This window comes from Pseudomonas sp. Pseusp97, assembly GCF_047304025.1.
Taxonomy (GTDB): domain Bacteria; phylum Pseudomonadota; class Gammaproteobacteria; order Pseudomonadales; family Pseudomonadaceae; genus Pseudomonas.
The window spans coordinates 81,050-95,268 of record NZ_JBGLYK010000004.1; the positions used below are offsets into that span (position 1 = coordinate 81,050).

A 14,219-nucleotide genomic window follows, 5' to 3' on the forward strand; every position below is an offset into this window, starting at 1 on the left:
CTCTTAGAGTCGGAAAAATCAGGGTCATTGAGTGTCTCTCCAACCTTGAATAAGCCTTTCATTCGGCGGCTCCTTCACGGCGCAGACGGTTGATAGAATACAAGCGGCCCACATACCCAAGCTTTATCGCCATGGGCCCAAGAATCGTCATCGCATGCGCTATCAACAGGCTGGGCAATGAAAGATATTGCTCCATTCCGTAGGCCAGCACAGCCCCGGTCGCCAACAGGAGCGTACCGCAGCTCAGCAGGATATTGGACAAATTAAGAACCCGCCTTGGACTTTCGAAAAATGTAGTCATTTCAGGACTCAGACTAACCGAAATGAAATCGTATTCCAAAAACTTAATTCTCACGCAACTACATTTGGCCGAACTGAATATAAACTAGTATCACCTGAGCATACTTAGGTATTGAAACGCACTTGCCAGGGCTTATCCCAAAGCTTTGTATTTTAATACCTGCGACGCCACACTCGTAGCGCAGTCAAATAAGACAGACCACCTTAGCTACTGCCCGGAAAACTCTCTTTTCAGGCTCTCGGAATTGAATTCGATCAAGATAAACCACCTGGAGCGGCGAAAATGACCCGGAGTTAACTCGTAGCGACGCGAACTGAGCCAACGTCCGCTATGGGTCGGTAGCGGCCGCTGTCCTGGAGCAGCCAACGACTAGAAAATGAAGAAAGTGCCCCTTCAGACTGGCGTCAACGAGAAGCGGATGCCCGCATCTGCAGCTATCCGAATAATGTCAGGGGCCTGAGCGGACATCACAATGACGCCTTCATAAGTATCACTGCCGGACTCCAGGTGCAGGTATCTTCGGCCGCGGACGGTAAGCCATTCGTCAAACTCGGCGAGGAGCTGAACCATTTCCGACGCCTCCAGATGGCGGTACTCATAAGCTTCTTCCAGACCGCTCGCTTTAACCGCCAAAGGTGCCAGGTACTCAAATCCATCAACCCCCCGCCAGTCCACGCTGAGTAAAGTCAGGTACTCCGGTTTTTGGCCGCGCGCGTCATCTAGAAGTCCCGCCGACAGAGCTTCCGTGGCCCCATTGATGTCAGTGAACAATCGCTTGATTCGGCGTGTTAGCCGGTCGCTCTCACTGGCCGGCATATGGGCAAACAGAGCACTCAAAAGGGCTGCCATCGCCTTTCGTTGTTCAGCAGTGGGACGAGGATGGAGCTCGCGTTGGATTTCAGCATCACTGATATCCGTGTCTTCTGGGGGGGGTGCAGAAAACCGGCCGCCAAACAATCGATCAAAAATGCCCATATTCTGCTCCCAGCACACTGTCCATGAAGTCACCTTCCTGCCAAGTAGAAGCGGGTTCAGGCACAACTGTCGAGCAGATAGTCTCGTGGGGCGCCATAGGGGCTGTAGCTGACGCTCGCCAGGGGCAGCAAACGGCCACAAGCGGACCTTGCAAGAGGCGAACAAGCAAGGAGCGAGCATCGCCAGCTTTCGAGGTCAGCTGCAGCGCGAAAGGCTGTTCTTTCAGGAATTCAAGGACGAGGTGCGCCGCAGTGTCGCCTTTGAATGGCTCACGGGCGCACCTAGCCCGTCGTCGAGTTCGACTCAACGGGAGAAAGAGCATTGATCACCGCGGCCGCGCAGGAAAGCAGGATGCCAACAGCGGCAAGGCCAAGCCAGCCTGCCCGGTGCACGCCGTAGTTTCCCAATGCAGCGCCGATCGCTCCACCCAGGAAATACGATCCCATGAATACGGTATTGAGCCGGCTCCGGGCCTCCGGATGCAGGGTGAATACGCGTGCCTGGTTAGCAACCAGTCCGGCACGATTGCCCAAGTCGAGCAGCACCATACCCAAGATCAGCCAGCCAAGACTTTGCCCGCCCGCAGCGATGCAGGCGAAACCTGCGGCGAGGGCCATCGCGCCGGCGAGGACCATGGTGCGGACGCCCAGGCGATCGCTCAGTGCGCCGATATGTGGTGACGCGACGATGCCCAACACGGCGACCAGGCCAAACAGGCCGATGGTGGCGGAATCGAACCCGTAGGGTGGTTGTGCCAGCAGCGCGGCCAGCGAGGCCCACAGCGCACTGAACGCGGCGAACATCAAGAGGCCGCTCGCCGCGCAGTAACGCAACACTCTTTCCTCCCGGACCAGGCTGCCCAGCGAACGCAACAGCCGGTCATAGCTTATCGCTGGCATGCTCGTGGCGGCGGGCAAGCTCCTGGCAACAAGGACCAGCAGCACGACATCGATGAGCGAGGCCAGTACGAATACGGCTCGCCATCCCGTGTGCGCACCGGCGAACCCTCCGACCGTGCGCGCCAGCAACAGGCCAGCCGAGAGGCCACCGAGCAGGCTGCCGACGATGCGTCCTCGCTCAGCCGGAGCAACCAGCCCCGACAGGCAGGGAATGATGATCTGCGCGGTGATCGCCGTCACGCCGACCAGGAGGCTGCTCACGCACAACACGGTGAAGCTCGGCGCCACGGCGCAGAGGATCAAGGCGACGGCATTCGCCGCGATGGCCAACAGTGCGATCTGGCGTGGCTGTCGGCAGTCGGCGATAGGCACGATGAACAGCAGGCCCGCCGCATAGCCAAGCTGCGTCAAGGTGGCGACCAGGCCGGCCTGTGTCGGCGCCAGGCCAAACGATGCGGCCATCTGCGGCAGAAGCGGCTGGTGGTAATAGATGGTCGATACGGCCAGTGAGCAGCACAGGGCCATGAGGGTGACAAGGCGATCGGAAACTCCCATCGGCGCTACGGGAGAGACAGGCATGACCCTCTTCACTGCTGCAGGGCCTGCACCAGCTCGCGGGTCTCCACGATGCTGTGCGCAAACGTCGGCCCGTTCAGTTCGTGCGCCGCATGCATCATTTCCTTGCTGAAGGCGGCTGTCGCATCGCGTACCAGCGTGACGTGATAACCAAGCTCCATGGCGAAGCGTGCGGTGGATTCGATACAGGTGTTCGCCAGCAGACCAACGACGATCACATGGGTGATGCCTCGCTGCTTGAGCTGGAAGTCGAGGTCGGTATTGGCGAACCCGCTTTGCCCCCAGTGCTCCTGGATGATGATGTCGCCTACCTGTGGCACGAAGTCGGGATGCCATTCGCCACCCCAGGAGCCCTTGGCAAAGGTATGGCGCTGCTGGATCAGGCGTTGGGTCGGGTTGGGGTGATCCCAGTGGTCGTAGTCGCCGGGCTGCCAGCGCCGATGCGGTACGTAGTACACCTGGATGGCCTTTCCTCGCGCGGCAGCAAGGGTCGTGCGCAGGTTGTCGAGCAGACGAACCTCGTCCGCGACGCTTCTGAGCATGGGAAACAGCTTGCCGCCATCGGACAGGAAGTCGTTGTAGGGGTCGACCAGCAGCAGGCCGGTCCGCTCCGGGGAATACACGGGATGGGTCATGACGGTGCTCCAGTTGCGGGAGAGGGTTAGGAAGCTTCTGCTGTACAGGCGATGGCTTGCTGCGATGAGCAAGCCTCGACAGGTACAATATCAACTATGATATTCATAGTGTCAACAAAGACGGGGCTTTGAGAGGTACTGCCGGGGGGCATTCCAACATCGGTCGTGTTACTATGAAAAAAATAGTTTCTGCGGAGTAGATGACGTGACGCCAAGACTGGACGAGACAAGCGATACGGTGTGCCCGGTGGCGCGCTCGGTGGACTTGGTGGGCGACAAGTGGACCATACTGGTTCTGCGTGAGCTGTACATGGGCGCGACACGCTTCGAGGAAATGCAGATCCAGACCGCGGCGACGCCGCAGATGCTGACCTCGCGCCTGAAAGCGCTGGAAACCAACGGCCTGGTCGAGCGCCGGCCCTACAACGCAAAGCCGCTGCGCTACGAATACCATCTGACCGACAAGGGATGGGACTTCTACCCCGTCATCTACGCGCTGCGCGCCTGGGGCGAGACGTGGTGCAAGAGCGAGGATGAGGGCCTGGCCGTGCATTTCGTACACCGCGCGTGCGGCCATGATGTGGGCGTGGCCAGTGTCTGTCCCCACTGCGGCACCCCGGTGGAACGCAAGGACCTGGAGGCGTCAATCAGCAATCGTTTCCTTGGCGAACGCGAGTCTCGCCGGGAGGCCTTCAAGCGGAAGTAGCTGATTCAGAGCGTCCGCTAATGGCCGGAAGCAGCCTGTCGATGGGCAAAAAAGAAACTGCGACAGGAGCCCAGAGGGCTCCTGTTTTTGCCGACCTAACGCCAGAGAGGCGGGCCTCGTCGGGTAGCGAAATGGAATATGGCGAGCGCCACGATGAGTGTCAGCAACACTGGCCAGAACCGCATAGCCAAGACAGCCAGACCGACCACGGCTGCCGTACCGGCGAAGATGCTGAAAAGCACAAAGAGTTGGCCCAGAAAACGCAGAAGCCTCATGCCGATTCTCCTGTGAGTCGAGCGATCAGGACGAGCAATGTTGGTTTGCTTGGATCCGCTGGTAGACCTCATCGCGATGCACTGTGATGTGGGAAGGCGCGGAAACACCAACGCGCACCTGATTGCCGTTGACTCGAAGTATGACGATCTCGATATCGTCGCCAATGCGGATGGTTTTTGCGCTCGCCGTTTTGTTCGTAGTGCCAAGAGGTGTCGAGGGTAGAGGTTGCGTCCTGCATGACAGGGCTCCTGTGAGGTCAATGGATTCAGATGGTCTGCTCGTCTGAGCAAGCGGTTGGTGAAAGAAAATTGGAGGATATCTGAAATTCAGATATCCGAAAACCAGATATAGGTTGTGTAGCTGTTCATCGGAAGGGCAGCTGCAATGGCAAAAGCGATTTATCGTCCCGAGTACGCCGCATTTCTGGCGATCCTGAAACGTCGGCGTGTAGCTGCCGGGCTAACGCAAGTTGAGTGCTCCAAAGCACTCGGCCACCCGCAATCGTTCATGAGTGACGTGGAGCGTGGGACGCGTCGCCTCGATATCATTCAAATCAGAGACCTGAGCGCGGTGCTCAAGACGGATCTGGTTACCTTGATTCGCGAGTTTGAGGACTCTTTGAATAGCGTCCGGAAGCTCGATGTCCCGGACGCATCGGCGGATTAGTTAGGCAGCAAGCTCCAACGCAGCATCTAACGCTTTCTGCTTCAGCACTGCCCCTTGTCCGAACCACGCAGAGTCCAGGCGATATTCATTGCTGCGCGCACGCCGCTCGTGGTCCACATATTCGGTGACGGAGCAGAGCAATCCCCACGCAGTTCCTTCCGCCGCAGGTAGCGTGGCACCGCGACCCGCTCCCTCGTACAACTCATGCACCCGGCGCAGCGCCCGCTCGTTGGCGAGCTTTTCAGGGATATCCGTCGTAGGCGCAACATCGCACAACACGTCCAGGAAGAAGCTCGTGGCCTCTCTTGGGCGCACCTTGCGCTCGGCCAGATGACGCATTCGGTACATAAACTCGTCCCATTGCGAGACGGAGATGCCGAGTTGCTTTTTCACCGCCTGTGAGTCAAAGCGAGTGTTGTGGGGAACCTTGATCGCTCGAGAGGTGCCATCCAACGCGATGGTGAGGGTGTTATTGCAAACAACCCGGATGGTGGTCGGCGTGGCAGTGGTAGCGAGTGTCCCGTCGCACGAGGTGGCTAGCAGTAAGTAACCATTCACCTGATCATTGCCTTTGAGCGCTGCGTGCTGACCAGTACGCGCCAGTGCCCAGAATTTGCGGCCACCTTTGAGCACGCCAGCCGTTTCGAGCTCATAGCCCGATACCTCGGTCAGGTCGCGATAGAACTCCAGCACCTCCTTGGGCTGAACGACCTGGTAGCGCTGCGAGACGACGGACAGCGGCGCTTTGGTGTCGGAGCGGTAGAGAACCTTCTGTTCGGGGAAAGAGTGGATGCTGCCCAGATGGCCGACGGCATCGGCCTTGAAGTGCACCGGGCTTTCCTGGATCTGCCAGTCCATGCCGGCTTCGCGTTGCCAGATTTCGATAGGTTGCTTTTGCGGGAGCTGGTTGCCCAGGCCGTGCCAGGGCGTTTCACCCACATAAGCCATTTGTTCGATGAGATGAGCCATGGTGAGTTTCCTTTGAGCAATAGCCGGCCATAGCGCTGCGCGAGGTGCAGAACCGGCAAAATGAATGAGACCGAGGGAAGGGGACTTAGTAGGGGAGGCTGAAGCAGTACTTGCAGTTCAGACAACGATGGTTGTGCAGCACGTGCTCATCCAGCTGTTTGCCGAGGGTGGCTCCGGCCACGCAGCCGGCAACGCCCCCGGCTAGCGCGCCCAGGACTGCCCCGGCAATGCAGCTCAGCGCCATACCGGGTGGTCCGCCGAGGGATCCGAAGCTGGCGCCAGTCTCACCTCCGGCCAGTGCCCCCGAAAGGGCACTGCTGGCGCCGCCAATGGCTCCGATAAAGCTGCCTATTTTCTTGCCAAAATCACGTGTCACGACCTTTGCAGATCGACAAGCGGGACAGATCATCAGGTGTTGCTCCCTGTATCACCGTAAGTGCGGTTCAGTGAAGGTTCACTGGGGAATCTTCACTTGGGTGATGTAGGGCTGAATTTCATTTAAATCGGATGTGCCGCAGACCTTCAGCTGGTTGGAGTGTTGATTTCTGTATTGCAGTAGGCAGCCCACTCATTCATTAGCTTCCGACGTTTTTCCAGAAAGTCAGACCGCGAGTATGCGGCCTCAGTCCCACTGCGTTCATCGTGCGCGAGTGCCAGTTCACACACCTCACGCGGAAAGGACGTGCACTCACTCGCCCAATCGCGGAAGGTGGATCGAAAACCGTGCCGAGTCACATCGGCATGACCAAGCTCATGGAGCAAATTGCGAAGTGCATTTGCGTGCATCACCCCGCTCTTGCCACGTCCAGGGAACAGAAAGGGCGAGTCGGTGCGCTTCAAATTTCGAAGTAAATCTACGGCCGGCCCAGGCAAGGGGATGGAAAACTCCTTTCGCATTTTCATCCGTTCGGCGGGAAGCACCCATGTACCTGTGTCCAGGTCGATTTCACTCCACTGGGCAAGTCTGACCATATGAGTCCGGGCACCGGTGATAATGAGTAGGCGAGCCGCCGCCGCATCTCGACTGGGAGCCTGGTTAAGCTTGGCCATCAGCTTGGGCAAGTCGCTCCAGTGCATTGCAGCGAAATGCGTTCGCTGTCGAGCTTTCTTCTTTTCGGCCTTGCTGAGCAGGTTTTCCAGATGCCCTCGCCAACGAGCAGGATTGTCACCTTGACGCAGTCCATGTGCCTTGGCTGCATCGAGGATTTGCTCAATTTGACCGCGCACCTCGTCGGCGGTGCGGGTCTTGGTCGTCCAGATAGGGCGTAGGACATTCAAAACGTGCTCGATCTGGATAGAGTCTGCCGAGAGTTTTCCAATTTCCGGGAACACGTGGAGCTGCAACTTGCGTAGCCAACCACTGCGCCACTTCTCTGACCAGCGCTCTCCATGGGCTTGGACGTGAGCAGCGGCAAGATCTTCAAACGTCCTTTTTCGTGCTGCGGCCAATTGCTCGGCCCGACGTTTCGCTTCCCTCTCTTCATCGCGTGCAGCCAAAGGGTCTACCCCACTGGCAAGAATTCGTCGCTGCTCACCTGCAAGCAACCGAGCTTGGCCAAGGGAGACTGCCGGATACGACCCAAGGCCCATTTCGCGACTTTTCCCTTGTTGCTTGTAGCGGAATATCCAACTCGCAGAGCCGCCTTTGGCTACCTGGAAGTAGAGACCATCGCCGTCATTGGTTTTTCCAGAATCTGATGCTCTTGCCAGAGACTCGACCGTCTTGCTGGTCAGCTTACCCACACCCTTGCTCCTCCTTCCTACCCACACTCTTACCCACACCTTGGCGGTGGATTCAGCTAATCCTTGCTGGATCTCTTGAGACGAAGTTTAGGCGCTGAGTCCCATGGATACTAGGGTTAATAGATTTTGGTAGATTTCTTGAGAAGGTAAAAACGCCGGTCTCAGACCGGCGTTTTCTTGTGCTGCTGGCGGTACTCGCCGGGCGTCTGGTCCGTCCAGCCCTTGAAGCTGCGGTGGAACGAGCGCGACTCGGTGAAGCCCAGGTACTGGGCGATGTCCTGGATCGGCAGGTCGCTGTGCACCAGGTAGTGCTCGGCCAGTTCCTGGCGCAGTTCGTCGAGGATCTGCTGGTAGCTGGTGCCGGCCTGCTGCAGGTGGCGCTGCAGGGTGCGCACGGTCATCTCGAAGCGCTCGGCGACGCGCTCCTTGCGCGGCAGGCCGTCCTTGAGCAGCAGTCGCAGGGCGTTCTTCACCCGCAAGGGCAGCGGCTCGTCATCGTCCAGTTCGGCCATCAGTGCCAGGGCGTGTTCTTCCAGGGTGCGCAGCAGGTTGGCGTCGGCCTGGCGCAGCGGGTAGCTGAGCAACTGCAGCGGCACCAGCAGGGCGCTGAAGGGTTGCTCGAAGCGCACCGGGCAGCCGAACAACTGCTCGTATTCTGCAACGTCGGTGCCCTCGGGCTGCGCGTGCTCGAACCAGACTTCCTGCGGCGAGCCACTGGTATCGGCGATCCAGCGGGCATACAGCAACCAGGACGCCAGAACGTTCTCCACCATGTGCCGGCGGATCGGCGCGGCCTCGTGGCGGCAGTTCCAGATCAGCTTGATGTGATCCGCGCCCGGCTCCAGCCGGCTGACGCCCATGTCGCCGACCAGCTTCTCGTAGGGAATGATGCGGCCCATGGCTTCGCCCAGGTTGGCGCAGTTCATGGTGATGTAGCCCAGCACGCTCCACGAGCCCGGCTGCACGAAGCGCGCGGAATGCAGGCCGAACAGCGGATCGCCCGAATGCGCGCACAGATGCTGCAGCAGGCGCTCGTGGGCCTCGCTGGGCAGGCGCTGGCTGTTGTCGCTCAGTTGCGAAGGTTCCAGGCCGGCAGCCTGGAGGGCAGCGTCCAGGTCCATGCCGAGGGACTCGGCGTGGCGCAGGTATTTCAGCAGGGCGGGGACGGATGTATAGCCGAGGGAATGCATGGCGCGGGTTCTTGTTCTTCGGTGTCTCGATCGGCAACTGCGCCTGTCTTGATCCGACAGTGACAGGGCAGGGCGGCTGGCTAGTATAGGCAGCCATCAAGCGGCACCGAAATAGCAATCGAATTAGCGGGTTCAGACCCTGAACAACAAGGAGCGGGCATGCGACGCTGGAACGGCTGGGGTGAAGAAACGACGGTGGTGGAGCTGCCCGACAACGGGCGCGGTTTTCTCGCCGAGCTGGTCGGCCCGGGCCTGGCGCTGCCGGACGCGACGCTCGAGCAGGTGCTGGCGAAGGTGCCGGCCTCGCGCCTGCCCGAGCATCCGCTGGTGGTGCGCGACGCCCGCGACCGTCTGCTGCACGCCCGCGGCCAGAGCCTGCCGGACTGGCTGGCGATGCGCGAAGGCGAATTCGGCGTGTTCCCCGATGGCGTGGCCTACCCGCAGACCGCCGAGCAGATCCGCGAGCTGCTGAAATTCGCCGAGCTCTGGGACTGCCTGGTGATCCCCTATGGCGGTGGCACCTCGGTGGCCGGCCACATCAACCCGCCGGCGTCCGACAAGGCGGTGCTCACCGTTTCCCTGGAGCACATGAACCGCCTGCTGGAGCTGGACGAGCAGAGCCTGATCGCCACCTTCGGCCCTGGCGCCAACGGCCCGCAGGTGGAAAGCCAGCTGCGCGCCCGTGGCTACACCCTGGGGCACTTCCCGCAGTCCTGGGAACTCTCCACCCTCGGTGGCTGGGTCGCCAGTCGCTCCAGCGGGCAGCAGTCGCTGCGCTACGGGCGCATCGAGCAGCTGTTCGCCGGCGGCACCCTGGAAACCTTCGCCGGCAGCCTGGAGATCCCGACCTTCCCGGCTTCCTCCGCCGGCCCGGACCTGCGCGAAGTGGTGATGGGTTCCGAAGGCCGCTTCGGCATTCTTTCGTCGGTGAAGGTACGGATCACGCGTATCGCCGAGGACGAGCGCTTCTACGCGGTGTTCCTGCCGTCCTGGGAGCAGGCGCTGGAAGGCATCCGCACCCTGGTGCAGGCGCGCGTACCGCTGTCCATGCTGCGCCTGTCCAACGCGGTGGAAACCACCACCCAGCTCGCGCTGGCCGGCCATCCGGGGCAGATCGCCTGGCTGGAGCGCTACCTGAAGCTGCGCGGCGCGGCCGAGGGCAAGTGCATGCTGACCTTTGGCGTCACCGGTGACCGCGCGCAAAACGCTACCTCGCTGCGTGCCGCGCGGCGCATTCTCAAGGCCTTTGGCGGCGTGTTCACCGGCACCCTGCTGGGCAGGAAGTGGGCACAGAACCGCTTCCGCTTCCCTTACCTGCGCGAGGCGCTGTGGCAGAACGGCTACGTGGTCGACACCCTGGAAACCGCCACCGACTGGTCCAATGTCGACAACCTGCTGAACCGCATCGAAACCAGCCTGCGCGACGGTCTGGCCGCCGAGGGCGAGCGCGTGCACGTGTTCACCCACCTGTCGCACGTCTATGGCGAAGGCTCGAGCATCTACACCACCTACGTGTTCCGCCCGGCGGCCAGCTATGCCCAGACACACGAGCGCTGGCGCAAGCTCAAGCACGCGGCCAGCCAGACCATCGCCAACAACCGCGGCACCATCAGCCACCAGCACGGCGTGGGCAAGGACCACGCGCCCTACCTGCCGGTGGAGAAAGGCCCGCTGGGCATGGCCGCGATCAAGGCGCTGGCCGGGCATTTCGACCCGTCCGGCCGGCTCAACCCCGGCACGTTGCTGCAGGACTGAGCCCATGGCCTGGAATGCAGCGTGGCGCGCCGAAGCGTTGCCGGAACTGGTGGCGCGCGACTGGGACCTGATCGTGGTCGGCGGCGGCATCACCGGCGCCGGCATCCTGCGTGAAGCCGCTCGGCGCGGCTGGCGCTGCCTGCTGGTGGAACAGCGCGACTTCGCCTGGGGCACCTCCAGCCGCTCGTCGAAGATGGTCCACGGCGGCCTGCGCTACATCGCCAAGGGCCAGTTCGGCCTGACCCGCGATTCGGTGCGCGAGCGCCAGCGCCTGCTGGGCGAGGCCCCGGGGCTGGTCGATCCGCTGAGCTTCATCATGCCGCACTACCGGGACGGCTTCCCCGGCCCGCGGGTGTTCGGCACGCTGCTGTCGCTGTACGACGCGCTGGCGGGGCGACGCAACCACCTGTTCTATCGCCTGGAGGAACTGCGCTACCTGGCGCCGGGCCTGAAGGAAGACCGCCTGCTGGGCGGTACCCGCTTCCAGGACGCGGTGACCGATGACGCGCGCCTGGTGATGCGGGTGCTCGGTGAAGCGCGCGCCGAGGGTGGTGAAGCGCTGAATGGCCTGAAGGTGGTCGAACTGGATCGCCGCGGCGGACGCGTGCAGGGCCTGGTCGCCGAGGACAGTGTGAGCGGCGAACGCTTCACCATCCGCGCCCGTGCCGTGGCGCTGGCTACCGGCGCCTGGGCCGATACCCTGCGGCAGAAGCAGGGCAGCGAGCACATCCGCCCGCTGCGCGGCAGCCATCTGTTGATTCCGGCTTGGCGCCTGCCGGTCGCCCACGCCTTCAGCTTCATGCACGGGCAGGACAAGCGCCCGGTGTTCGTCTTCCCCTGGGAAGGCGCGACCGTGGTCGGCACCACCGATCTGGATCACCGCGACACGCTGGACGACGATGCCGCCATCAGCCGCGAGGAAGTGGACTACCTGCTGGCGGCCTGCGCGCAGCAATTCCCGTCCGCCCAAATCAGCGCGGCGGATGTGCGCTCCACCTGGGCCGGCGTGCGCCCGGTGGTCAGCGATGGCGCGCCATCGCTCAAACCCTCGGACGAGAAGCGCGAACATGCGCTGTGGGTCGAGCCCGGCTGCGTGACCCTGGCCGGCGGCAAGCTCACCACCTTCCGCCTGCTGGCGCTGGAGGTGCTCGCGGCCTGCGCACCGATGCTGGAGCGCCCGCTGGAACCCGCCGGCGAGAAGGTCTTCGAGCCGGTGGCAACGATCGACCTGCCAGAGCTCACCGCACCACAGAAACGACGCCTGAGCGGTCGCCATGGCCGTGCGCTGCCGGAGCTTGCGCGTCTGTTGAAAACCCTGGGCGCTGGAAGCATCGGCGACACCGAGTGTCTCTGGGCCGAGCTGGCCTGGGCTGCCGAGGGCGAACTGGTTCTGCACCTGGATGACCTGCTGCTGCGTCGCACCCGTATCGGCCTGCTGCTGGCCGACGGCGCCGCGGCCGAGCTGCCGAAGATCCGCGCACTGTGCCAGCCACGCCTGGGCTGGGACGACGCGCGCTGGAAACGCGAAGAACAGGATTATCTGGCCTTGTGGCGTCGCTGCTACAGCCTGCCGCACTGACCGCGGCCCCCTGGAACGAGAGCCCCATGGATAACAACAACTACCTGCTGGCCATCGACAACGGCACCCAGAGCGTGCGCGCGCTGCTCTTCGATCTCCAGGGCAACCTGGTGGGCAAGGGCAAGGTCGAGCTGGAAGCCTATTTTTCCTCGCAGCCCGGCTGGGCCGAGCAACATCCGGATTACTACTGGGAGCAGTTGGGCGAAGCCTGCAAACGCCTGTGGGCCAGTGTGGACATCGACCGCAGCCGCATCCGTGGCGTCTCGCTGACGACCCAGCGCGGCACGGTGATCCACGTCGACGAAGCCGGCCAGGCGCTGCGCCCGGCGATCATCTGGCTGGACCAGCGCCGCGCCGAACTGGGCGACCCGATCAAGGGGCCCTGGGGCTGGCTGTTCAAGCTGGTGGGCGCGCAGGGCGCGGTGGACTACTTCCGCACCCAGGCCGAAGTGAACTGGGTCGCCCAGCAGCAGCCGGATATCCACCAGCGCACGCACAAGGTGCTGCTGCTTTCCGGCTTCCTCACCCAGCGCCTTTGCGGGCGCTACGTGGACTCGGTGGCGTGCAGCGTTGCCTACCTGCCGTTCGACTACAAGAAGCTGCAATGGGCCGCGCCGCGCGACTGGAAGTGGCAGGCGCTGGACGTGCGCCGCGAGCAGCTGCCGGAGCTGTTCAAACCCGGCGAGAAGCTGGGCGAGATCACTGCCGAGGCCAGCCGCCTGACTGGCATTCCCGAAGGATTGCCGCTGATCGCCGCAGGCGCCGACAAGGCCTGCGAGGTACTTGGCGCGGGTGCCATCGACCCGACGGTGGCCTGCCTGTCCTACGGCACCACCGCGACCATCAACACCACCCGTTCGCGCTACCTGGAGACCATCCCGCTGATCCCGCCGTACCCGGCGGCCATCCCCGATCACTTCAATACCGAGGTGATGATCTACCGCGGTTTCTGGATGGTCAGCTGGTTCAAGCGCGAGTTCGGCCTGCGCGAAATGCAGCGTGCCGCCGAGCTGGGCGTGGAGCCGGAAAAACTGTTCGACGAACTGGTCAACAGCGTGCCCGCCGGCTCCATGGGCCTGATGCTGCAACCCTACTGGACGCCGGGCATCCGCGAGCCGGGGCTGGAGGCCAAGGGCTCGATCATCGGCTTCGGCGACGTGCACACCCGCGCGCACATCTACCGCGCCATCCTCGAAGGCCTGGCCTATGCGCTGCGCCAGGGCAAGGAGCGCATCGAGAAGCGCTCCGGCACCCGCATCCAGCGCCTGCGCGTGGCGGGTGGCGGTTCGCAGAGCGACGCGGCGATGCAGCTCACCGCCGACATCTTCGGCCTGCCGGCGGAGCGCCCGCACGTCTACGAAGCTTCCGGCCTGGGCGCGGCCATCGACTGCGCGGTGGGGCTGGGACTCTATCCGGACTTCACCCGCGCCATCGCTGCCATGACCCGCGTCGGCGATGTCTTCCACCCGCGCCCCGAGGCGCAGCGCACCTACGAACGGCTGTACAACGAGGTCTACCAGCGCATGTACAAGCAGCTCAAGCCGCTGTACCAGAGCATCCGCGAGATCACCGGCTATCCGGCCTGAGCGGCAAATTAAGTTTGAGGAAATTTCCTCCCGCTAGTCTGAGTCCATATCCAGTGGCTCAACCGGGAGGACCCCACCATGACGCAACCCAAGGCCCTGCTGATCCTGCATGGCAAGCAAGCTGCCAACGACGAGGTGCGCGCCGCCGTGCTGGCCACGCGCGAGGCGGGGCGAGAGCTGGATGTCAGGGTGACCTGGGAGGGCGGCGACGCCCGGCGCCTGGTGGAGGAGGGGCTGGCTGCGGGCTACACGACGCTGATTGCCGGCGGTGGAGACGGCACCGTGCGCGATGTCGCCGAGGCGCTGGCCCAGGCCGGCGGTCAGGCCAGCCTGGCGATCCTGCCGCTGGGCACCGCCAACGAC

General features: G+C 62.6%; 14 protein-coding genes. 6 read left to right on the forward strand and 8 right to left on the reverse strand.

What is annotated here, in order from left to right:
* Positions 1–58: 58 nt before the first annotated feature.
* The 4 genes from ACCC94_RS01900 to ACCC94_RS01915 form a co-directional block, all read right to left on the reverse strand.
* Positions 59–262, reverse strand: a complete 204-nt coding sequence (locus ACCC94_RS01900) for a transmembrane sensor/regulator PpyR (RefSeq protein ID WP_413347773.1) — start codon at positions 260–262, stop codon at positions 59–61.
* Positions 263–694: 432 nt separating this feature from the next.
* Complete coding sequence (locus tag ACCC94_RS01905) at positions 695–1,276, reverse strand: hypothetical protein (protein ID WP_413347774.1); 582 nt, start codon at positions 1,274–1,276, stop codon at positions 695–697.
* Positions 1,277–1,557: 281 nt separating this feature from the next.
* A complete protein-coding gene (locus ACCC94_RS01910; protein ID WP_413347775.1) occupies positions 1,558–2,754 on the reverse strand; it encodes an MFS transporter in 1,197 nt (398 codons plus the stop codon).
* Positions 2,755–2,762: 8 nt separating this feature from the next.
* Positions 2,763–3,386: an isochorismatase family cysteine hydrolase gene (locus ACCC94_RS01915; RefSeq protein ID WP_275607424.1), complete on the reverse strand. Its 624-nt coding sequence runs from the start codon at positions 3,384–3,386 to the stop codon at positions 2,763–2,765.
* 205 nt (positions 3,387–3,591) lie between these two features.
* Between ACCC94_RS01915 and ACCC94_RS01920 the strand changes: the two genes are divergently transcribed.
* A complete protein-coding gene (locus ACCC94_RS01920; protein WP_413347776.1) occupies positions 3,592–4,092 on the forward strand; it encodes a winged helix-turn-helix transcriptional regulator in 501 nt (166 codons plus the stop codon).
* Positions 4,093–4,392: 300 nt separating this feature from the next.
* Here ACCC94_RS01920 and csrA read toward each other — a convergent pair whose 3' ends face one another.
* Positions 4,393–4,539, reverse strand: coding sequence for a carbon storage regulator CsrA (gene csrA, locus ACCC94_RS01925; RefSeq protein ID WP_413347788.1), 147 nt, complete (start codon positions 4,537–4,539; stop codon positions 4,393–4,395).
* Positions 4,540–4,752: 213 nt separating this feature from the next.
* Here csrA and ACCC94_RS01930 point away from each other — a divergent pair, with 213 nt between their 5' ends.
* Entirely contained in the window at positions 4,753–5,034 is a 282-nt protein-coding gene (locus ACCC94_RS01930) for a helix-turn-helix domain-containing protein (protein ID WP_413347777.1), read from the forward strand.
* Here ACCC94_RS01930 and ACCC94_RS01935 read toward each other — a convergent pair whose 3' ends face one another.
* The 3 genes from ACCC94_RS01935 to ACCC94_RS01945 all read right to left on the reverse strand — a co-directional run bounded on the left by ACCC94_RS01935 (position 5,035) and on the right by ACCC94_RS01945 (position 8,936).
* A complete protein-coding gene (locus tag ACCC94_RS01935) occupies positions 5,035–6,003 on the reverse strand; it encodes a DUF932 domain-containing protein (RefSeq protein ID WP_413347778.1) in 969 nt (322 codons plus the stop codon). It lies immediately after the preceding gene.
* Positions 6,004–6,525: 522 nt separating this feature from the next.
* A complete protein-coding gene (locus tag ACCC94_RS01940; RefSeq protein ID WP_413347779.1) occupies positions 6,526–7,746 on the reverse strand; it encodes a tyrosine-type recombinase/integrase in 1,221 nt (406 codons plus the stop codon).
* A 161-nt stretch (positions 7,747–7,907) separates the two neighbouring features.
* The gene (locus ACCC94_RS01945; RefSeq protein ID WP_413347780.1) at positions 7,908–8,936 is read right to left on the reverse strand and encodes an AraC family transcriptional regulator; all 1,029 of its coding nucleotides are present in this window, start codon (positions 8,934–8,936) and stop codon (positions 7,908–7,910) included.
* Positions 8,937–9,095: 159 nt separating this feature from the next.
* On the opposite strand from ACCC94_RS01945, the gene ACCC94_RS01950 reads away from it, so the two are divergent.
* From ACCC94_RS01950 to ACCC94_RS01965, 4 genes are all read left to right on the forward strand, one after another.
* Positions 9,096–10,691: an FAD-binding oxidoreductase gene (locus ACCC94_RS01950; RefSeq protein ID WP_413347781.1), complete on the forward strand. Its 1,596-nt coding sequence runs from the start codon at positions 9,096–9,098 to the stop codon at positions 10,689–10,691.
* Between the two features lie 4 nt (positions 10,692–10,695).
* Positions 10,696–12,270 (forward strand): glycerol-3-phosphate dehydrogenase/oxidase, encoded by a 1,575-nt coding sequence (locus ACCC94_RS01955; protein ID WP_413347782.1) that lies wholly within the window; start codon positions 10,696–10,698, stop codon positions 12,268–12,270.
* Positions 12,271–12,296: 26 nt separating this feature from the next.
* Positions 12,297–13,856: an FGGY-family carbohydrate kinase gene (locus ACCC94_RS01960; RefSeq protein ID WP_413347783.1), complete on the forward strand. Its 1,560-nt coding sequence runs from the start codon at positions 12,297–12,299 to the stop codon at positions 13,854–13,856.
* 78 nt (positions 13,857–13,934) lie between these two features.
* On the forward strand, positions 13,935–14,219 hold a 285-nt coding region (locus ACCC94_RS01965; RefSeq protein ID WP_413347784.1), incomplete at its 3' end, for a diacylglycerol kinase family protein.